Origin of the sequence: Streptomyces reniochalinae, assembly GCF_003323735.1 — a bacterium.
Classification (GTDB): domain Bacteria; phylum Actinomycetota; class Actinomycetes; order Streptomycetales; family Streptomycetaceae; genus Streptomyces; species Streptomyces reniochalinae.
In genome coordinates this window covers 101,580-122,371 of the sequence record NZ_QOIM01000042.1, presented here as the reverse complement: position 1 = coordinate 122,371, position 20,792 = coordinate 101,580, and the positions used below count along the sequence as shown (strand labels likewise).

Sequence of the window (20,792 nt, the reverse complement as noted above, 5' to 3'; positions counted from 1 at the left end):
TCGGACGGCAGCGGGAGCGAGGCCGGCACCGGCGCCGTGCCGTCGCCCCCGTCGCCGTGCCGTCGCTCCCGTCGCCGTGCCGTCGCTCCCGTCGCCGTGCCTACGAGCCCGGGGTCCGGCGGTCGGCCGCTGAGGCGAAGCCCAGCCAGGTGTGCCGGTTGCCCGCCCAGCACCAGCCGACCTTGGGCGCGTTGCGGCGCTCGCGGCCGTCCCGCCCCGTGCCGTTGCTGATCCAGATCGCCGGGGTGCGGGCGTCCAGCGCTTCGTCGGCCTTGCGCAGCCGGGAGCCGATGGTCATGAAGCAGCGGTTCCGCTCCAGGGCGGCGGGCTGCTGCACCACCCAGTGGATGCCCTCCGTGAGCAGCAGCGGGGTACGCCCCCGCGTGGTGAGGGCGGGCAGCGCCTCGTTGGGGCTCCAGTTCGCCATTGCGTCACCACGGTCGAGCCCGGTGACGAGGTAGAGCGGGCTGTCGGGCAGCGCGACCGTGCCGAGCGGAACGAAGAGGTCCACGTCGGGCATGTCGGTGACGACGAACCCCGGCTTGTCCGGCTCTTCGTCGCGGCGGAGCAGCGGCGCGAGGGCCGAGGCAGGGGCCCGCTCCGGGTGAACGGCGAGGAGGGCTTCGCCTACGCCGGCGGCGCCCTCCGCCTCCGCCTCTCTCGCGAACGCACGGACCTCGTCGGCGGACAGCCCGGCGATCCGGTCCACCCCCGCCTCGATCAACCGCTCGGCTTGTGCGCGCGCGCCCGGAAGCGGGGGAAGGGCGGCGGAGGTACTGGGCGTGGTCTCGGACACGATGCTCCTCGGGACAGCGACGGAACGGGCTCGAACGTAACGAGGGGGTCGGCGGAAGTGTTCCCGCCCTGTCGCAATGGCCAGGGGGCGTGGGGCGGAGCCGCTGAAGGCACCGCCGGTAGGCTTCCGCTCACGCGCCGCCCGGCCGTCCGCCACCGATCGGAACAGGTCTCATGTCCGACTCCTCCGCCCCCTGGATACTCGCGCTGGTCTTCACTCCGATAGGACTCCTTCTCGGCGGCGGGATGTACGTCCACATCCGTCGGACGCGCGGCCTGGTCCGAAGCGGCGCGCGCGCACAGGGTGTGGTGAGCGGCCTCGAACCGACCCAGATGAAGGGGCCTGGGTCGGAGTCCACGATCACCGTGCGCACGTACGGGGACATGACCGCGTACTACCCGGTCGTCACCTGGACCACGGCCGAGGGACGTGCCATGGAAACCAGGTGGAACATCGCCCGCCCCCGCGAGCGGACGTTGGCCGTCGGTACCCGTGTCGAGGTGCGCTACGACCCGGCGAACCCCGACCGTTGGACGCTCCCGGACGAGAGCAGCGCACTGTGGTGGCTCTTCGTCGGAGTGGGCGCGCTCTTCGCCCTGATCGGGCTGGGCTTCTTCGTCGGGTTGCTGTTCATGTAGGTGCCGCGAGCGCGCTCCGGTTGTGAGCACATTGCGGTTGTGAGCGGAGCCGCGTCCGGCGGAGAACTGAGCTGCGACCGATGGAATTACATACATCGGGAAGTTACCAACCGACTACACTCAGCTTTCGACGTACAAATTTTCGAGGCTCCGCCGAGTCGTAGGAGGCGCCGATGTCCGCTCAGGACCGTCCCGTCCACACGCGGGTGAACCACACCACCAGCTCGGACTACGGGGCGGGGGCGACCAAGGGCGGCGAGGTGCTGGGCATCCAGGTGCCCGAACTGAAGCTGGCGGCTCCGGTCTTCGGTGAGCAGAGCAGGAAGCTGAGCCGGGCACTCACCACGTTGATCACCACACTGGACGGGCTGGGCGACCCTTGGGGCGACGATCCCTCGGGAAAAAACTTCGCTAAGGACTACCAGGCGAACCAGCGCGCGATCGAGGGCTCCGCGGGGATTCTGGTGCTCGGGCTGGTGAGCATCCACGAGGCGCTCGACGACATGAAGGACGGCCATGTCGACAACGAGCACCTGATCGAGGGCATGTTCACCAAGGTCGACCCCGGACACAACAAACACCGTGACCGCGAGGCGCACGGTCGTGAAGGTGACAGGAGCAGTGGCGGCTCGTGAGCGCCTTGGAGAAGGCGTGGGAGATCCTCGAGGGCATGGGGCTGATCTGGCCCGACGGCGACGAGGGGAAGCTTCGGGACGCGGCCAAGGCATGGCGGACCTTCGCGAAGGACGCCGAGGAGGTGAGGGGGGACACCAACCACTCGGCGCGCGGCATCATGGACGTCAACAGCGGCGAGGCCGTCGAGGCGTTCGAGAAATTCTGGTCGCGCTACGTCGGGAAGGGTGAGAAGGGCTGGCTGCGCAACCTCCCCGAGGCGGCCAGAGACATGGCCAAGGCGCTGGACGAACTCGCCGATGACATCGACGACACCAAGAGCCAGATCAGAAGCGAGATCGTCGGCAGCGCTGCGCTGATCGCGGCCGGGATCGTCTTCACCGGTCCCACGTTCGGGATATCCGACGTGGCGGCCGGTGCCGCGGCAACCAGGATCGTCACCCTGAGTGCCGAAAAGTCCGGCTCCTTGGCGGCCCGAGCGGGCGCCCTCTTCACGCGGGTCACGCGTGCTGCCGTCCTCACCGGGGCGACGAGCGTCTCCATGGACCTGGCCGTGGCGCAGCCCGCGCGCATCCTGGCCGGGCAGCAGGACGGGATCAGTCTGGAAGAGGTCAGCAACGCCGCGAAGTACGGCACGCTGTTCGGCGGCGTCCTCGGCGGTGGCCACACCTTCGCCCCGAAGGCACCGCCCTCTTTGCGCGTCTCCTCCCTCCGCCCGAAGCTCATCAAGGAGGGGATGTTCTCCCGCTCCCGCAAACGGACTCCCACCAAGGGCGAGCCGGTGGACGTGGCGACAGGAACGATGCTCATGGAGCAGACGGACCTGACACTGCCCGCGTCGCTGCCCCTCGTCCTCACCAGGACTTACCTCTCCTCGCATCGGGTCGGCGTCCACTTCGGCCCCAGCTGGGCCTCCACGCTGGACGAACGCGTCCAGATCGACCAGCACGGCGTGGTCTTCGTCGCGGCGGACGGGATGCGGCTCGTCTACCCCGTCCCGGAGCCGTACCAGCCGCTGCCCCCGTCGAAGGGGCCGCGCTGGCCCATGGAGTGGGACGGCAAGCCCGCCGGAACCATCACCATCACCGACCCGGACAGTGGCGTCGTCCGCACCTTCGCCGACCCACAGCCTTGCGGCGACCCCGAAGCGGCCCATCTCCCTCTGGTCTCCCTCCGGGACCGCAACGGCGTCGGCATCGACATCGACCGCAACCTGAACTCCGCCCCGCTTGCGGTGCGGCACTCGGGCGGATACCACCTCAGCGTCGAGACCGAAAACCAGCGCGTCACAGCGCTACGGCTGCTCCACGAGGCTCCCGACGCCTACGCGCCCGGAAGCAGCACACCGCCCCCGAGCACGCTGGTCATGCGCTACGCCTACGACGAGGCGGGCAACCTCATCGAGGTCGTCAACTCCAGTGGAAAATCCCTCCGCTTCATCTACGACCACGAGGGCCGCATGCTCTCGTGGACGGACCGAAACGGTGTCACCTACCGGTACGAGTACGACGCGGCAGGCCGCGTCGTCCGCACGATCGGCCCCAACGGTATTTACGACGGCGCCTTCGCCTACGACGAGGCGGCCGGCGCTACCGTCTACACCGACTCCCGCGGCCACCGCACCACCTGCCGCTACAACGCCGACGGTCAGGTCGTCGCCGAGACCGACCCGCTCGGCAACACGACCCGCACCGAGTGGAACGAACGCGGAACCGCGCCCCTGTCCGTGACCGACCCGCTGGGCCACATCACCACCTACACCTACGACGAGGACGACAACCTCACCTCCGTCCACCTCCCCGACGGCTCACACGCCCGCGCGACCTACAACGCGCTGCACCAACCCCTCGAAGTGACCGAACCCGGCGGCGCCGTGTGGCGGCACACCTACGACGAGGCGGGCAACCTCACAGGAACCGTCGACCCGGCCGGAGCCACCACCCGCTACGGCTACGACGCGTGCGGCCGCCTGACCACCGCCACCGACGCGCTCGGCCACACCCGCCGCCTCACCTGCGACGCCGCCGGGCTCCCCACCGCGCTGACCGACGCCCTGGGCTACACCACTCACGTCGTCCGCGACCCGTTCGGCCGCATCGTCGAGATCACCGACCCACTCGGCCACACGACGCGGATGGCCTGGACGACGGAGGGCAACCCGAGCCGGCGCGAGGGCCCCGAGGGCGCGCGCGAGAGCTGGACCTGGGACGGTGAGGGCAACCTCCTCACCCACACGGACGCGGCCGGCCCCACCACCCGGCACACGCCCGGCCCCTTCGACGCCCCGGCCACCCGCACCGACGCCGACGGCGCTACCTACGCCTTCGCCTACGACACGGAGATGCGCCTGACGCGGGTCACCAACCCGCAGGGCCTGCACTGGTCGTACGCGTATGACGCCGCCGGACGCCTGATCTCCGAGACGGACTTCAACGGCGCCACGCTGACGTACGAGCTGGACGCCCTCGGCCGACTCACCGCCCGCACCAACGCCGAAGACCAGACAATCCGCTACACCCGCAACGCCCTCGGCCAGGTGACCGAACAACACGACGTCTCTGCGGACGCGACCACCACGTTCGCCTTCGACGCCACGGGCGAACTGACCGCCGCCACCAGCCCCGCAGCCGACCTCGCCCTCACACGGGACGCGCTGGGACGCGTCCTGTCTGAGACGATCAACGGCCGCACCACGACCTTCGCCTACGACGCGCTCGGCCAATGCGTCCAGCGCACTACCCCGTCAGGGTTCACCTCCACTTGGACCTACGACGCGGAGAGCCACCCCCAGGAACTGGCCACCGACCACGGCATCCTCTCCTTTACCCACGACGCGGCAGGCCGCGAGACCGAACGCCGCACCGGCTCCCTCGTGCTGCGGCAGGAATGGGACCGCGCCGACAGACTCACGACCCAGACCACCCGCACCCCCACCGCGCTGCTCCAGCACCGCGACTACGCATACCGGCCCGACGGCTACGTCACGGAAATCCGGGAGCTCACCTCCGGCACGCGCCGCTACGACCTCAACCCGGTCGGACGCGTCACAGCCGTGCGGGCCCACGGCTGGCGAGAAACGTACGCCTACGACGCGGCCGGCAACCTCACCACGGCCCACGCCCCCGACCACCCCACACCCGGCGACCGCACCGTGGAAGGAACCCGCCTCCACCGCGCCGGGCGCACCTCCTACACACACGACGCCGCGGGCCGCCGCACCTCCAAGACGACCCGCCTCCTCAACGGCCAGAAGCGCACCTGGACCTACACGTGGAGTGCCGAGGACCGTCTCACAGCCGTCACCACTTCAACCGGTGACGAGTGGACGTACACCTACGACCCACTGGGCCGCCGCATCTCCAAGCAGGGCTCGACCGGCGAGAGGGTCACCTTCAACTGGGACGGCACCCGCCTGGCTGAACAGACCACCATCGAGGGCCACACGACGACGTGGGACTACAACCCGGACACCCACCGCCCACTCACTCAGACGGATCACACCCCCCTCATCCACGAACCCGGCACCTCCCTCCTCACTAAGCTCACAGCTCCCCGCCCCCGCTTCCAAGCGATCCTCACCGACCTGACCGGAACCCCAACAGAACTCGCCACCCCGGACGGCGAAGTCACCTGGGGCCACAGGGCCACCTTGTGGGGGACACCACTCGTTACACCCACCGGGTCAGACGTCGCGGCCTGTCCGCTGCGCTTCCCCGGGCAGTACAGAGACGACGAAACAAGCCTGCATTACAACTGCTTCCGATACTACGATCCGGAGACGGCGCGGTACGTGTCTGGCGATCCGTTGGGGCTGGCACCAGCGCCTAACCCGGTCACTTATGTGAGTAACCCTCACACCGCGACAGATGTCCTCGGTCTCGCGCCAGATAGCTGTCGATTGGCTACGGCTTCGAGCTTCGGGGTTCCCCGCAGAGCATCAATAAACCCGAAACGCGTCTTCAGAGGCGACACACGAGACCCTAATGACGTATTTTCGTCTGGGTTCTCCCCTAAGGGGACAAATGAAGACATAGGTAAGTATGCTCTACATGACACGCCTTCAAACTGGGTGGGAACCAGCAAGAGCGCCAAACAGGCCGGAAACTTCCCACAGTCTGCCAGAGGTCAGGGGACTTGGGTGTACGAGATACGAGGCAACGGTTATGGCGTAGACGTGAATCGAGCCCTCGGAGGAGCAACTAAGTCCTTCATCAAGGGAACAGGCTTCCCGTCCGAACGGGAAGTAATATTCAGAGGAATCGACGGTGCAAACATCGTGCGAGCAGAGCGCTGGCGCTACGGGCGACCAACCGGTGAAATAATAGAGAACCCGAGGTTCACCAATGAATGAAGAAATTCCCATCCATGTAAGGCAAGAGGGCGAGGAGAAGGAATGGAAGATGGCCATCGAAGGGGATGGCCCTTGGGTACTGCGGCTCGAATCTCCCGGTGGCGTGGAAGCATCGGCGCAAGGGGAAGACGTGTTCCACGCCTTGCAGGACTTGAGAACCGAACTCGCAGGCCGAGATATCATCCTCTGCTGTAACGGCGCCAGAATCGATACCCGACCTTCCCCGCAAGCTGCATCGCACGGGGCATGGATGGTGTACATCCTACGGATGTGGCGACCTCCAACGATTCGCGACCTGGTTCCTACCTTCGGCTATTGCTGTGAGCGGATCGGATCAGTGGAACAGCAAGACGCTTACTGGAAGCACCACCTCGAACGCAGGAAGGCTTGGTATAACTTCGTCAACCCGTTGTGGTGGGTCTATCTACTCACAGCCTCCTGGGGAAGCCCCAAACGGGGAAGTGCTCCCTGACTTCAGATCAGCTGGAGGGCGCGGGCGCTGATGGGCGCCCTTGGGCCGAACGGTGTCCTCGGGCCGAGCCGTTGCCCCGGCCGGCACGGTTCCTGCGTACGGCCCCGGAGGGGCCGGTGCGCTTGGTGGCTTCGGGACGCTCGGCGGCCGGCGCGGTGGCCGCGATGGGCTGCCCCGAGGGCGCTTGGGCGCCGGTGATGCGGCTGAGTTCGGCCTCACCCGAGCGGACCGTGGTCACCTGCGGCTCGATTCCGGCATCTGCCATCAGCCGGTCCATGTCGCGGCGTTGGGCGGGCAGGACGAGGGTGACGACGGTGCCTGACTCGCCCGCACGGGCGGTACGGCCGCCACGGTGCAGATAGTCCTTGTGGTCGTTGGGAGGGTCGACGTTGACGACGAGGTCGAGGTTGTCGACGTGGATACCGCGGGCCGCGACGTTGGTGGCGACCAGGACGTTCGTGTGGCCGGTCTTGAACTGGGCGAGGGTGCGGGTGCGCTGGGACTGCGACTTGCCGCCGTGCAGGCCCGTGGCACGGACTCCGACGGCCAGGAGGTCCTTGACCAGCCGATCCACCGCACGCTTGGTGTCGAGGAACATGATCAGCCGCCCGTCGCGTGCCGCGATCTGCGTGGTGGTGGCGTGCTTGTCGCTGCCGTGCACGTGCAACAGGTGGTGATCCATCGTGGTGACCGCGCCCGCGGAGGGGTCCACGGAGTGAACCACCGGATCGGTCAGGTAGCGGCGGACGAGGAGGTCGACGTTCCGGTCCAGGGTGGCGGAGAAGAGCATCCGCTGCCCGCCGGGCCGTACCTGGTCGAGCAGGTGGGTGACCTGGGGCATGAAGCCCATGTCGGCCATCTGGTCCGCCTCGTCCAAGACGGTGACCGCGACGTGGTCGAGCGCGCAGTCGCCCCGTTCGACGAGGTCTTTGAGCCGGCCGGGGGTCGCCACGACGACCTCGGATCCGGTGCGCAGCCTGTTCGCCTGGCGGCCGATCGACGTACCGCCGACCACGGCGGTGAGCCGCAGGCGCAGCGACCGGGCGTAGGGGGTGAGCGCGTCGGTGACCTGCTGGGCCAGTTCCCGGGTGGGGACGAGGACGAGGACCAGCGGTTGCCGGGGCTCGGCTCGTCGGCCGGCCGTTCGGGCGAGCAGGGCGAGGCCGAAGGCCAGTGTCTTGCCCGAGCCCGTGCGCCCACGGCCCAGCACGTCGCGGCCTGCCAGGGAGTTCGGCAAGGTCACGGCCTGGATCGGGAACGGCGCGGCCATGCCTGCGGAGCGCAGCGCGGCAAGCAGGCGGTCTGGCAGGTCGAGTTCGGTGAAGCTCTCGACGGCCGGCAGCGGCGCCGTGGTGTTGGTGGGCAGGGCGAACTCCCCTGCGCGGGCGGCAGGCCGCCGACGTGGCCCGTCCTTCCGCCCGGCCTTGACCGGGCGGCCTGGAGCGCTGCGGCGACGGCTCGTCGGATCGGTGCGCCCGTGGCCGCCCCGCCCGGAGCCGGAGCCCGTGCCCGAGCGGGAGAAGTTGGCATTCGTGCGAGCAGTACGGTTCATGATGAACCTTCCTCGATGCGGCACGTATCGAGGAATGCGTCCCGGCAGTGTCGTGCCGCCTGGGGATTCTCAAGACCGAGCCGTTGAAAAGACGGACTCTTCCTCACCACCGAAGAGACCGGAGAGAGCGACTCGGGCGGCGGGAGGGGGCTGGACTGGAACGCGTCCGGCAACCCGGGGTCACGGACCTTCGGCGGACAAGCGTGCTGCTCGTTCCGGCAGCGTGCCCGTCAGAATTCACGGGTACGGAAGAATTCCCGGGCAGTAACAACAAAGCGAGCTGGGGCTCGCACCGATGGTGCGGGCCCCAGCTGCGTGGTACGCGTCAGGCGGGAACGATGTTCTCCGCCTGCGGGCCCTTCTGGCCCTGCGTGACATCGAAGTTCACCTTCTGGCCTTCAAGAAGCTCACGGAAGCCGGTGGCGGCGATGTTCGAGTAGTGGGCGAAGACGTCAGCGCCGCCGCCCTCCTGCTCGATGAAGCCGAAGCCCTTTTCCGAGTTGAACCACTTAACGGTGCCAGATGCCATGTACGAATCTCCTTCGGGGGCAGTGCCCGGAGTCCACACCTTGCGGACTCGGTGTCGCTGCGATGATTTCCCCTCCGGAAACTCCGGAATTGAAAACGTACTCGTCGACGCGTGTCGTCAGAGCATATGAAATCTTTGGGAACCACAACTGCAACTGGTATCCACCGTAACACGGGCTGCGCCCGGCCGTCTGCGGCCGACAATTCGAGAGGTGCCGGGGCGGAATTTGTGGTCGCCCACTTCGCGTATTTCTGCAACGGCGGTAAGAGGTATGCGCCTACGGTTGGCGGTCCCGTCGTCCGCGGCCGGCACCCGACCGCGAGGAACAGCGGGTCGCGTCTCGGCGGGGAAACCGGAGCGGGCGGCGGACGCGGGCAGTGAGCATCCGGGGGCCGCGTTCTCGCGGATCGTGGTCTCGGTGGCGGCACGCGTCAGCCGTCGGCCGACGGCTGTGACGAAACGCCGCTGTGGCGCAGTTGCTCGTTGATGCGCTTGGCGTCTTCGAGCTGGTCTTCGAGAATGATGATGCGGCAGGCGGCGTCGATCGGGGTGCCCTGATCGACCAGTTCGCGGGCGCGCGCGGCGATGCGCAGCTGGTAGCGGGAGTAGCGGCGGTGGCCGCCCTCCGAGCGGAGCGGAACGATCAGTTTCGCCTCGCCGATGGCCCGCAGGAAGGCCGGCGTGGTGCCGATCATCTCTGCGGCCCGGCCCATGGTGTAGGCGGGGTAGTCGTCATCGTCGAGACGGCTCGACGGGGTGGAGCGATCGTCTGCGGCCACTGGCACCTCTCGGGAAACGCGTCGAGGGGCCTTGGTGCCACACGGCACCAAGGCCCCGAGGGGGATCAACACCATCTACCGGCTATAGCTGTACCGGTTTCTTCGTTCCGCAACGCCGCCCAGAGGGACGGGTGCGTGGATCGCGGCTGCGTGACCGGGGACCACCTTCCAATCCGGGGTCTGCGGTACCCGGGGGACCCTGCCCACCCGGGCGATCCTGATGGCGTCTGCACCTCCTCCTTCTCTGATCACTTACTCGCACTGCGACTTGCCGTACTGCTTGCAGCCCCTGGGGCTGCCGGGCCCGGCAGCCAGTGGCGGAACCCTCACGTATCCGGTCCCACCGCTCGGCTGCCGTTCCCTTCCCTGAACTTCGTGTGCGGCAGTTCGTCACCTGCCGCACCCATCTGTCCTTCGTGAGTACGAGAGAAACTCTAGCGCCCACCTCTCCCGATGTCTACTCCCGCCGCTACAGGTTTTCTCCAAGGGGCGGAGTCGTGATGCGGAGGCGCCGCCGCAGCTGTACACAGCGGTGGCGTGCCCTGCGACTGCCTCCTGCGCGCCGGTCGCGCAGGCTCCCCTGCGGGTCGGCGCAACCCACGGGGCCTCGCGGGGGTCGGACAGGACGGGAAGGAGGGGATATCCGGATGGAGCCGCCGCACTGGCCGCACTGTGGGTGGGGGGCCGACGAGGAGAACCGCACGGGGTGCCGGGGTCGCCGGGTGACGCCGTACGCGCGGTGTCTGGCGCATCTCCCGGAGGAGGAGCGCGCCGGCCACCTGGGTTCGCTGCGGCCGGGGGCGGACGTCGACTACTCCGGTACGCGGTTCACGCCCGCTCTCCTTCAGGAGTTGCTGTCGGCGTTACGGGGCCCGGACGACGTCGCACGGTTCGGGTGGGCCGCTTTCGAGCAGGCGGTCTTCGAGAGCCGTGCATCGTTCTTCGGGGCCCACTTCGGGACGGGCTCCCGGTTCGACCGGGCGGAGTTCGGGGACGACGTCGTGTTCAAGAAGGCGCTGTTCGGGGGCGCCGTCTGGTTCAGCGGGGCCTCGTTCGGAGAGAACACGAGTTTCACCCTCGCGCAGTTCGGTGACGGGACGCTGTTCCACGGCGCGCGGTTCGAAGACCGTGCACGGTTCCGAGGAGCGGTCTTCGGGAAAGGCACCGACTTCCGCTCCGCCTTCTTCGGTGACCGAGCCCACTTCGAGGAGGCCCGGTTCTCAGAGGATGTCTCTTTCGAATCCGCGCGGTTCGGCGCGCGGTTGAGCTTCAAGAGGGCTGCCTTCACAGGCGAGGCAACGTTCGCGGACGCACACTTCGGCGACGGAGCCACCGTGGAGCACGCTGCGTTCGCGGGGCTCGCCACATTCGACAGGGCGCGGTTCGGTGACAGGGCTACCTTCGCCGAGACCGTCTTCCACCGGGCGGTGAACTTTCACGAGGTCCACTTCGACCCGCGGCCGTCGTTCCGTGCCGCACGGTTCCACGGCGTCAGCCAGTTCGGCTCCTCCGCCTTCGGCGAGCGTGCCTCGTTCAGGCAGGCGGTGTTCGCGAAGGAAGCCCATTTCGGCGGTGCGCGTTTCTCCGCCAACGTGTCCTTGAGGGGCGCGGTGTTCGAGGGGCAGTGCTTCTTCAGCAGGGCCACGTTCTCCGACTCCCCTGAGCTGACGGATGTGCGCTTCCTGGCGGGCGTGGATCTCACGGGCGTGACCTTCGACAAGACAGCGCGCTTCGGCCCCCTGGTATGCCGTGGAACCCTCGATCTGTCCGAGGTCACCTTCTCCGATCCGGTCACCCTGGAAGTGGACGCGGATCGTGTCACCTGCTGGCGGACACGGTGGGCGGCGACAGCGATGCTGCGCGTACGGCGCGCCGACGTCGACCTGTCGGATGCGGTCTTCGAGCAGCCCATGAGCCTGGTGGCGCACACCGAGCCGTTTCCCACACGGTCGGCGGACGGGACCACGCACGACGCCCGTGCCGGAGACGCGGGGGCCGCGTCTCCCGTCCGGGTGCTCTCCCTCCGGGGCGTGGACGCGGCGCAGCTCATGCTCGACAGCGTCGATCTGCGTGCCTGCCGGGTGGCCGGTGCCGTCCATCTCGACCAGATCAGGCTCGAAGGGGAGTACCGGTTCGGCCGCGTACCCTCCGGATGGCGCCGCCGGGGCGGCATCCCCACCCGGTGGTCTTCCCGGATCACCCTCGCCGAGGAACAGCACTGGCGGGCGGCGCGGAACCTGCCTGGCTGGGACGCGGGGCCCGACGGTGTGCCGGTGCTGTCCCCCACCGCGTTGGCTTCTTACTACCGCCAGTTGCGCAAGTCGTTCGAGGACGCCAAGGACGAGCCGGGAGGAGCGGATTTCTACTACGGAGAAATGGAGATGCGGCGCGCGGATCGCACCCGTCCGTGGGGAGAACGCGTGCTCCTGCACGTCTACTGGGCGCTCTCCGGCTACGGACTGCGCGCGACGCGCGCCCTCGCCTGGTTGGGCCTGGCGATGGGGGCGACGGTGCTGGTGATGACGGCCTGGGGCATCCCCGGACACACTCCCGCGCAGGAGGCGACCGGCCGGCTGACAGGCGACGAGGCCCGGCTCGTGATCGACACGCCCGATCCGGGCCGGCCGCCTTCGTCGCTCCACGCCCGGTTCACCGCGCGCCGGCTCGACCAGTCGCTGCGCGTCGTCCTGAACTCCGTCGTCTTCCGGTCGTCAGGGCAGGATCTGACCACGGCCGGCACCTACGTGGAGATGGCCTCCCGCGTGTCGGAACCGATCCTGCTGGGCCTGGCGGTCCTGGCGGTACGCGGCCGCGTCAAGCGCTGACGCTCGGCCGGTGCTTCGTCAGCGCCGGCCTCTCCTCTGCCCGCCCTGTTTGAGCAGGGGGCTTTCGCGTACCGCCATACTCCGCTTGAGGCCTTGGTTCTCCGATCTTTTGTTGTTCTTGTTCTCGCTGCTACCCGGCGCGTCGCGGGGTCCGTACGTGCCCGCGCCGCCGGGAATGGGGTTTCCAGGCACAGAGGAGAGGTCCTGACTGCGTGCGGCTTCCGACGGACTCATGTAGAGGGAATTGCGTAGCCAGGGGGCGTTGGCGCTGATTTGCCGTGCCTGGTTGTCCGGAAGCCTGGCTGCTGCCTGGTACGCGTACGGATCGGGCAGAGAGACGTCTCCCCGCCACGGCTCGGTGGCACCGGCAGCGCCTGCCCCTGCCGTCCCTTGCCCTTGCCGCTGGGTCGCCTCAGCGGACCTGGCCTCCTTCGTGGGCCAGGCAGTTGTGCGGGACTCGATCGGTGACACGGGCGAACCCGGGATCCCGAACTCGTTCTGTTCCTCTGGGCCCAAAGGGGATACGGGTTCGTACCCCGGTGGTTGCGTCATCGTCTCTCCTGTTGCGGTCTCTACCGTCACCACGGGACCAGGACCGGATCCGGTTCATCGCGCGCAGCTGACATCCGGCCCGTCGCCGTACCACCCACCACCTGGCCACAGCCGCCGCCCGCCGGGTTTCTGCACTACGGCAAGCAGCACCCGTCACCCTCCGCTTCTGCCGGTGGCGTTCGGTGACAGACCTTGCTAGCTTTGGGGACCGATTTTCCGCGCGGCCGCTCAGCAGACCCTTCCCGTGGACCAGCGGCCGGAGGGCCTGCTCATCGCCATGGAGCGGTCTCGCGTGAAAGAGAGACCCAGGGGGGCGAATACGGCATGGGGGACGACAAGGAATCGGATCTCAAACGCAGTCCGGGCATGAGACCTGGCGGGCATATCCCGAAAAGATCCGACCTTGCCCACGATGAGTCGAAGAAGCAGTCGGCAGCGGTGTACATCCACGATACGTTGGGGCCGGCAACAACCACAGCCGGCTCTGTCGCGGATGCTGATACCGAGCTCATCTCGGGAAACCCGCAAAGCCCGACTACTTCTCGCGGAAAACTCCACGGTTGGGAACTGTGGGCCGGGGTTCGCCATCGACTGACTTCTTGGCGCGAGCATCACAAACATCTCACCCGAAGTCTTACGTACGAGCACGAGGCCTTGCTGGACGTCAACAAGATCCTCTCTGGTATCGACGTGCAAGTCTCAACGAGTATGGACGTATCCAAGCCTCGGGCCAAGAGCCAGCTCGACGACCTCTGAGGGGCACAGCAGCATGGCGGTTTCATACGACGATATCCTGCATGCGGACTTGGGCTGTCTAGAGGAGGCCGCAAAGGCCTGGGAAAGAATGGCCAAGAAGTTCGGGACTCTCGGCCAGGACTACAGAGACCACGTCAAAGCCGCTGTCGATGCCGACAGTTGGCAAGGGGCGTCCGCGAAGGCCTTTGGGCAGTGGGGCCGTAAGACAGCCGAGGAGTACGACCAGGCCAAGGGCGAGGCTCACGGAGTGGGCGCCCTCTTCCGACTGGCTCATGCGACTCTGGACGCCCACAAGAAGGCAGTTGAGCGAGCCCGTGACGACGCACAAGACGCCGGCATGAATGTGAACTCGCGCGGCCACTGCACGATGAATCTTGACAAGGTCGCGGCGAAGAAGGGCAAGGAAGTCGCCGACGGCTACCGCGAAAACCCCAAAGCCAAAGCGGTCGTCGAGGACAAGTGGACAAACAAGATCAAGCAGGCTGTCAAAGACACACAAGACGCCGATGCCGGTCTTTGTACCACTTTCATGACTGATCCGAAAGAGCCCGAAAAGGGCCTGCCCAACGGGTTCAACGGTGCTGTAGGCGATGACGTCATCAAAAAGAACGCGGCCCGCGCAGCGAAGACCTACGAAAGCATCAAGGATGGCGAGACGCCCGCGCCTGAGAAATTGCGCGAGGCAGCCATCCTGGCGCGCGCCCACGGGGACGAGCCTGCATTCAGCCGCACCCTCATCAATTCCCTTGGGGGGCCAGAAGGCCTCATCAAGACACATGACCGCCTCGATGACCTCGCCTACTACGATGACAAGGACCACAAGAAGTCCTACACGTCATTGGACAAGGCACTCGCGACGAACCTCTCCAGTGCCACGAAGAACCCGGACTCGGCCTTCTACAAGAGATTCCAAGAGGGCATGAAAAAAGCCGGGCTCAAAGAATACGATCTGAAAGTTGCCGGAGAAAAGATCCCGGCAGAGAGCGGAAGTGGTGATCACGGCCAGAAGGTCCGCGGCTATCAAAGCCTGGTATCCCTCATGCAACGCGGTGACGGCTATGGCAAACAGTTCCTCTTCGACACTGCCGACGCGATTCGGAAAGCTGAGGACGAGGACCAAGGTGGCGACCCTGATATCTGGGACCTGAAGGGAGACTTCGGCAGCAAGAAGGAGGCTCACTTCGCTCACGACCCTCTCGACGGAGTTCTCGAAGTGATGTCACACGACCCCGAGGCTTCCACCGAATATCTTGATCCGGGCCCGGACGACAAGAGAGACAATCTCAAGTACCTACTGAAGGACCGCGACTGGAACCACGTCGACCTCGGCTCCCCCGACCCGGCGGGGATGCATGATCCGGACAAGGAGAACAGCGACGCTCGCAGGGGCTTGGCTCGGGCCATCGAGGCCGGAGCGACTGGCGAACAGCCGATCGTGGGCGACGGGGCCGCGCGCCCTCACGCCACGCACACGATCCCTGAGGCGAGGATCATGAACCAGGTCATCAACCAGGCCGACCCCGGTATGGGTGGCTCCTCGCTGCCGGAGAACCTACAACGCCCGATAGCGAACGCCTTGGCCGACTATGCGCCGGATACCCACACGACTCTGTACCGCGGGGAGGACGTGCGGGATCACATTGGCATCTACGGCTCCGAGAACAACGCGCACCTGTCCGCCCACCCAGAAAAACTCGTCCGTGTCATGCGGGGCGTTGCGGACACACCGGAAGGTTTTGCCGTGATGCATCAAGCCGAGCGAGAACAGATTCGGCAAGACGTTGCGAAACTTTCACCGCAGGCAGGCCCCGAAGATGGCGACGTTCAAAACGCCATGACACACGCCGGAGCCTCCATGGGAGCTTTCGAAGCGATACGGCGCGACCGTGTTCTCGATCTGCGGGATGAGGAAATGAGCGAAGCGGACTGGAACGCCAAGCTCAAATACCACATCGTCGGCGGGGTGTTCACTCCCATTCCCTTCGTAGGGGATTCGATTCAACGGTCGATTGACACGGGAACTTGGGAAGAGAGCAACAACGTGAAACAGTCAGCAGATACCGAGGCGCGACAAGAGCTTACGCGGCAGTGGCTTTCATCCGATTCGCAGATACGATACCTGGTCAATGACTGGGCAGACTCTTCCGATGTAAAAGGGCAGGACTCCGCGCTCACTGTGTTGAAGTCGACATTCGCGATGAGTGGGCGGGACGCGTCACGTCGGCAGGCCGACGGATGGCTCGGCCGCGGTGACGACTGATGCTCAAGCGTAAACATGTGGCCGCTGGCTCCGTCGGACTCGTCATGTGCGCAGCGGCAGCGATTCTCGTACAGCAGAAAGTGGGCGAGACAGGCTTCGAACCCATGTGTGAGGGAGCGTTCCAGGAAGACGCCGCACAGAAGCTGTTCCCGGGTAATGAGGTCAACAGCCGGAGGCCTCGGTACGGGGGTGTGGTCGGTTCGCATGGTCTCCTCACTGAATGTAAGGCGGTCGCCGAGGACAAGAAACGGCTCGCGACGATCTCGATCGGCACTGAGGCGACGGCGCCCGGGGTCGCCACACAAGCGAACCAGAAACCCCTGGCAACCAATGCAACCTCCGCTCCCCTGGGGGCAGGTTGGACCGGGGTCCTGACGGTCGACGGGGGTACCGCCGCGCATGCGACGGTGGTGATGAACTGCCGTGCGAAAGGGCGTGAGCACATACTTGTCAACGTCAAGTACGACTTGGCCGGTACAGATACCCACTTCTCTCAAAATGCTGAGGAGCGGCTTAGGCTGGCACAAGCCACCACAGTCATCGCCAGGAAAGCGGACGAAAAATGGAAGTGCCACGCCGGGCTGGGAAAGGAGGTGCGCCAGGCACCTACCGACATGGTGATGAGCGCACCAAAGCCTCTCTCTCAGGCCACCGGAACGTGTCGCAGCCTACGGAGTATCGCCCGCGAGGCACGAAAATGGGGCATCACGAAGGCAATCGGCACCGAAGCGGTGGCTGAGGTTCCCGCGCAGGATTGCCTACTCGTAAACGAGAAGGATGAAAAGGTCTATCGCCTTTCCGCTCTCTACGGCCCCCTTGCACGGGGGTACTCCGTCGGCGCAATCATTAACGGGGTGCCAGGAAAGGCGGGGCGCGACGAGGAGACACCGGGCTGGGCCTGGTCCACAGCACGGTGTCACGGAACGGAGTCGGCATCCCTCTTCACAGCTGCCAGCTTGACTCCTCCGTTCGCCGATTATGAAGACCGACTCACAGTAAGTGCCGACTTCGAACGAAAGTTGCTCGACGCCTTCGGATCAAAGCTCGCGGAGCAGCACGGATGTGCAAGCCCCGCACTACCGTGACGCGCATTTCCCGGTCCGGCTTCCGAGGCGTTTTACCCATGGGCTGGCAGCAAAGTAGTGGGAGGCTTCGACTGATCGCCGGTGCGGGACCACCTCGGGCCGGCGCGGGCCCAGTCAGCGCGCCTGTCGTTTCAGCCCGTTGACGAACACCGTCCAGGCCGTTGCCGAGTACATCAGTGGCGTGCGGGCGGGTGCCTTGCTGTCACGCACCGGGACGATGCCGTGGTAGCCGTCCGCCACGATGACGCAGCACCTTGCCGGTGAGGGCGCGACGCTCGCGTGGTGCGCGCCCGCAGCGAGCCGCCGCCTCGGTGATCAGTCGCGCGGACCGCTCCGCAGAGAGCGAGTCGGCGCACAGTTGCTCGAACGACCGGGCGTAGGCGCGGACGTGCTCGGGCTTGTCGATGATCCGCCCGTGGTCCGCCCCTTCGCTGTAAGCCAGTTCCGACCCGTCGGGCATGGTCAGGAGGACCGGCGTGCCCCCCAGCATCGTGTGCTCGCGTGATCCGAAAGGAAGCACTTGAATCGTGTGCCGGCCGGATGCCCGCCGCAGACTCAGCAATTGCTCGCGCATCGTCCGATTGCCGCCAACGGTTTGCTCGATCGCGCCTTGGTCGAGGACCAGGCGGAACGACGGAGCCCCGGGCTCGTCCAGACGCGATTGCCGTGCCATGCGAAGCCTGACGCGCTCCTCGAACAGCTGCGGGACCGGTTGTTCGAGTCCGACCCATTACCACTCAACCCTCATGCTGTCGGTGCTGTTGTGATTACGCCCGGTGACGCACTCTTGAGGTCCGGAAGGGAAATCTTCAGCATCCAAGAGGCATAGAGGCGTAGAGGCATAGAGGCATCCATGGAACGGGAACGAGCGAGCCGCGAGCAGTGTTTGGACTGCGAGTGGTACCGGACGCAGATCAACCGGGCGGCCGGGGACCCGAAGCCGCGGGCCGATCTGGAGGCGCTGTTCGGAGCACACCTGCGGCACAAGCACAGTGAAGGCGAGCGCGGCGAGGCCGCGCCTCGCCGTCCGCTGCGGAGTGTGTGACCGTGTGGGGCGAGGGCGACAGGGTGCGCGACGAGAAGACGGGGAAGACGGGGAAGGCGGGGACCGTCGTGCAGGTGACGGGGCCCGCGCCGTTCATCTACCGGGTCATGCTGGAGGCGGCAGCCGACGACGGCGCGCCGCCGATCATGATTTATCGGTACGGGCACCAGTTGCGTGGGGCTCCCGCCCGCGTCCCGAGGAGTCGCGGGGAGTCACCGCTTGGGCGAGGTCGTCCAACGCGTCGGTGAGGAGTTCGGCGGTGCGCAGGGCGACGGGGGGCGGGTGGTCGGCCTGGTCCCACCAGCGGGTGAGGGCGGCGTGGACGTCGCCCCACTCGACAGGTTCGCTCGATCGGATGGCGGTGGTGGCGGCGGCGACCGCAGGCGCGAGGGCGGCGGAGAAGTCGACGGCCCCGGGGTCTGAGGGGGCCTCCCTGTCGGGGAGGTGCGCCTCCAGCAGCATCGTGGCGCGGCCGAGGGTGACGAGCGCGGACTGGGCGTCGCTGGCGGAGCGGCGGGAGAGCGGGGAGTGGGTGCCGCGGTGGCGTACGGGTTCGGCTTCGGCGCGGTTGAGGGTCTGTTCCCAGGTCTGGCGGGCCGCGCGGGTGTCGAGCAGGGCTTCGCGGACCTGGCGGGGGGCTCGTTCGGCGGGTTCGGCGAAGGCGTCCATGACGGCGATGGCGTAGCGGCCCGTGGCGGCGAGCCAGTCGGCGAGCCGGTCGCGCAGCAGGGGGGTTTCCCAGGCGGGGAAGAGGGCGTAGCTGAGCATGGCCAGGACTCCGCCGAGTGCGGTGAGTCCGGCGCGTTCGTAGGCGGTCTGGTACCAGTCGGTGCCCAGGATGCCGAGGAGGAAGACGACGTAGGCGCCGGTGCAGATGGAGGTGATGGCCTGTCCGGTGCGCATCAGCAGGTACATGAAGCCGACGCTGACCACGGCGAGGGCCGCGCTCAGGTAGGGGCCCGGGCCGGCGAGTGCCATGACGGTGCCGGCGACGGCGACGCCGAGCAGGGTGCCGACGAACCGGCCCACGCCTCGTTCGTAGGTGCGGGAGAAGTCGGGTCGCAGCACCATGGCGGCGGTGAGGGGGACCCAGTAGCCGTGTGCGGGCGGCAGCGCGTTGCCCAGGAGGTAGCCGACGGAGGCGACGACGCTGACGCGGATCGCGTGGCGCAGGATCGGTGAGCGCCAGTGGAGTTCGCGGCGGAAGGCGCGGACGGCGACGGGGACGAGCCCGGCGAGGGTGGGCATGTGCAGGTGGCGTTCGCGGGCGAGCGCGTGCCCCGCGGCGGGGGTGTGTTTGCCGCCTGCCGCCTTGGTCTCCTTCAGGCGGGCCGCCTCGGCCTCCTCGGCTGCCAGCTCTTCCGGGTCGGGTCCGTAGGGTCCGTCGAGGCTGGCGTCGACGAGGGGCGCGCGGTCGGGGAAGCCGCGGCGGCGCCCTTCGCGGTCGGCCACGTGCCAGGTGACGCGGGCCAGTACGCCGCCGCGGGTGACCTCGACGGGTTCCTGGGCGGCTTCGACGGCGTCGTCGGTGAGCGCGATCAGGCGGAGTCCGGCGCGCCGTGCGGGCCCGGAGAGTACGGGTCCGCTCTTGGGCACGCGCAGGACGTCGAGTGCCTGGTCGGGCAGGCGGACGCGTTCGCCGCGCCGTACGGCGCGGGCGGTGGCGTCCAGCACGGTGGCCGCGGCTGACAGGAGTTCGCGTACCCGGTCGCGTTCGGGTCCGACCATCGGCGCGCCGCCGACGACGGGGTCGGCGAGCGAGGCGAGGACGGGCCGGAAGCGTTCGGCCAGCGCGCGGTAGCCGTGCAACTGGCGCGGCCTGCGGCGGGCCTGGCGAGGGGTGACGTAGGCGGCGCTGCGGGCCTCGATCAGGGGTTCGGGATCGAAGGGCGCCATGGGGTCGTGCCGCAGCCGGCGGGCGTAGTCGGCGACTCCGGCGAGCGCGTCGGCGAGCGCTTCGCGCCGCTCGCCCCAGGGCCTGATGGGGAACAGCACGATGAGTCCGGCCTGCACCACGCCGCCGGCGGCGATCAGCGCGGCGTGGCTGAGCGCGCCCAGTGTGGAGGCGGGCAGGTGGACGGTGATGAGCATCACGGAGATGTTGAAGGCGGCGACCACTCCCGAGGTGGGCCCTATCCCCCACGCCATGCCGGCGAGGAACGCCCACAGGGCGAGCAGCAGCACGAACGCCCACGGCCAGCCGACGAGCAGGTAGCCGAGGAAGGTGGAGATCGCCAGTCCGGCGGAGGCGGCCAGCGCCAGTACGGGCCGGGGCCGCCAGCTGCGCTGGAAGGTGGCGATGCCGGAGGCGAAGGCCCCGAAGGCGCTGGAGACCGCGAGTTGCGGCGTGCCGATGAGCAGTGCCAGCCCGACCACGACGCCCACGCCGCACGCGCCGCGTACCGCTATCAGCGGCGTCAGCGACGCGCGCTCCACGGTCAGCCCGGAGCGGGCGGTGTCCTTGAGCGCCCGGAGCCAGGCCAGCGGTGCGGCGTTCATGTTCCCGAGCATGTGGTCGA

The 20,792-nt window shown here is 67.5% G+C and carries 16 protein-coding genes; 9 read left to right on the top strand and 7 right to left on the bottom strand.

Going from position 1 to position 20,792, the window contains the following annotated elements:
* Window positions 1-100: 100 nt before the first annotated feature.
* On the bottom strand, window positions 101-796 hold the full coding sequence (locus DQ392_RS25910) for a DUF5701 family protein (protein WP_114018137.1): 696 nt from the start codon (window positions 794-796) through the stop codon (window positions 101-103).
* 173 nt (window positions 797-969) lie between these two features.
* On the opposite strand from DQ392_RS25910, the gene DQ392_RS25905 reads away from it, so the two are divergent.
* The 4 genes from DQ392_RS25905 to DQ392_RS34140 all read left to right on the top strand — a co-directional run bounded on the left by DQ392_RS25905 (window position 970) and on the right by DQ392_RS34140 (window position 6,890).
* Window positions 970-1,434 carry a DUF3592 domain-containing protein gene (locus DQ392_RS25905; RefSeq protein WP_114018136.1) on the top strand — a complete coding sequence of 155 codons (465 nt, stop codon included), beginning with the start codon at window positions 970-972 and terminating at the stop codon, window positions 1,432-1,434.
* Window positions 1,435-1,607: 173 nt separating this feature from the next.
* Window positions 1,608-2,069 carry a hypothetical protein gene (locus DQ392_RS25900; RefSeq protein WP_245981972.1) on the top strand — a complete coding sequence of 154 codons (462 nt, stop codon included), beginning with the start codon at window positions 1,608-1,610 and terminating at the stop codon, window positions 2,067-2,069.
* Complete coding sequence (locus DQ392_RS25895) at window positions 2,066-6,418, top strand: DUF6531 domain-containing protein (protein ID WP_245981969.1); 4,353 nt, start codon at window positions 2,066-2,068, stop codon at window positions 6,416-6,418. The genes DQ392_RS25900 and DQ392_RS25895 overlap by 4 nt, the downstream gene beginning before the upstream one ends.
* Entirely contained in the window at window positions 6,411-6,890 is a 480-nt protein-coding gene (locus DQ392_RS34140) for a hypothetical protein (RefSeq protein ID WP_147266572.1), read from the top strand. Before DQ392_RS25895 ends, DQ392_RS34140 begins: the two co-directional genes overlap by 8 nt.
* Window positions 6,891-6,897: 7 nt before the next feature.
* Here DQ392_RS34140 and DQ392_RS25890 read toward each other — a convergent pair whose 3' ends face one another.
* The 3 genes from DQ392_RS25890 to DQ392_RS25880 all read right to left on the bottom strand — a co-directional run bounded on the left by DQ392_RS25890 (window position 6,898) and on the right by DQ392_RS25880 (window position 9,684).
* Window positions 6,898-8,442 (bottom strand): DEAD/DEAH box helicase, encoded by a 1,545-nt coding sequence (locus DQ392_RS25890; protein ID WP_114018135.1) that lies wholly within the window; start codon window positions 8,440-8,442, stop codon window positions 6,898-6,900.
* Between the two features lie 325 nt (window positions 8,443-8,767).
* Window positions 8,768-8,971, bottom strand: coding sequence for a cold-shock protein (locus DQ392_RS25885; protein ID WP_114018134.1), 204 nt, complete (start codon window positions 8,969-8,971; stop codon window positions 8,768-8,770).
* A 431-nt stretch (window positions 8,972-9,402) separates the two neighbouring features.
* Entirely contained in the window at window positions 9,403-9,684 is a 282-nt protein-coding gene (locus DQ392_RS25880; protein WP_114018622.1) for a helix-turn-helix domain-containing protein, read from the bottom strand.
* 713 nt (window positions 9,685-10,397) lie between these two features.
* On the opposite strand from DQ392_RS25880, the gene DQ392_RS25875 reads away from it, so the two are divergent.
* The 4 genes from DQ392_RS25875 to DQ392_RS34130 all read left to right on the top strand — a co-directional run bounded on the left by DQ392_RS25875 (window position 10,398) and on the right by DQ392_RS34130 (window position 17,228).
* Window positions 10,398-12,575 (top strand): pentapeptide repeat-containing protein, encoded by a 2,178-nt coding sequence (locus DQ392_RS25875; protein WP_114018133.1) that lies wholly within the window; start codon window positions 10,398-10,400, stop codon window positions 12,573-12,575.
* Window positions 12,576-13,451: 876 nt separating this feature from the next.
* Window positions 13,452-13,883, top strand: coding sequence for a hypothetical protein (locus tag DQ392_RS34135; protein WP_147266571.1), 432 nt, complete (start codon window positions 13,452-13,454; stop codon window positions 13,881-13,883).
* A gap of 13 nt (window positions 13,884-13,896) precedes the next feature.
* On the top strand, window positions 13,897-16,143 hold the full coding sequence (locus DQ392_RS25870; RefSeq protein WP_147266570.1) for a DUF6571 family protein: 2,247 nt from the start codon (window positions 13,897-13,899) through the stop codon (window positions 16,141-16,143).
* The gene (locus tag DQ392_RS34130; protein WP_147266569.1) at window positions 16,143-17,228 is read left to right on the top strand and encodes a hypothetical protein; all 1,086 of its coding nucleotides are present in this window, start codon (window positions 16,143-16,145) and stop codon (window positions 17,226-17,228) included. The genes DQ392_RS25870 and DQ392_RS34130 overlap by 1 nt, the downstream gene beginning before the upstream one ends.
* A 114-nt stretch (window positions 17,229-17,342) precedes the next feature.
* On the opposite strand, the gene DQ392_RS25865 is transcribed toward DQ392_RS34130, so the two are convergent.
* On the bottom strand, window positions 17,343-17,438 hold the full coding sequence (locus DQ392_RS25865; RefSeq protein ID WP_245982078.1) for a DUF397 domain-containing protein: 96 nt from the start codon (window positions 17,436-17,438) through the stop codon (window positions 17,343-17,345).
* A complete protein-coding gene (locus DQ392_RS25860) occupies window positions 17,431-17,928 on the bottom strand; it encodes a DUF5753 domain-containing protein (protein WP_281273045.1) in 498 nt (165 codons plus the stop codon). The genes DQ392_RS25865 and DQ392_RS25860 overlap by 8 nt, the downstream gene beginning before the upstream one ends.
* A 153-nt stretch (window positions 17,929-18,081) precedes the next feature.
* Between DQ392_RS25860 and DQ392_RS25855 the strand changes: the two genes are divergently transcribed.
* Complete coding sequence (locus DQ392_RS25855) at window positions 18,082-18,273, top strand: hypothetical protein (RefSeq protein WP_114018129.1); 192 nt, start codon at window positions 18,082-18,084, stop codon at window positions 18,271-18,273.
* Window positions 18,274-18,417: 144 nt separating this feature from the next.
* On the opposite strand, the gene DQ392_RS25845 is transcribed toward DQ392_RS25855, so the two are convergent.
* Entirely contained in the window at window positions 18,418-20,784 is a 2,367-nt protein-coding gene (locus tag DQ392_RS25845; protein WP_114018127.1) for an FUSC family protein, read from the bottom strand.
* Between the last annotated feature and the right edge of the window lie 8 nt (window positions 20,785-20,792).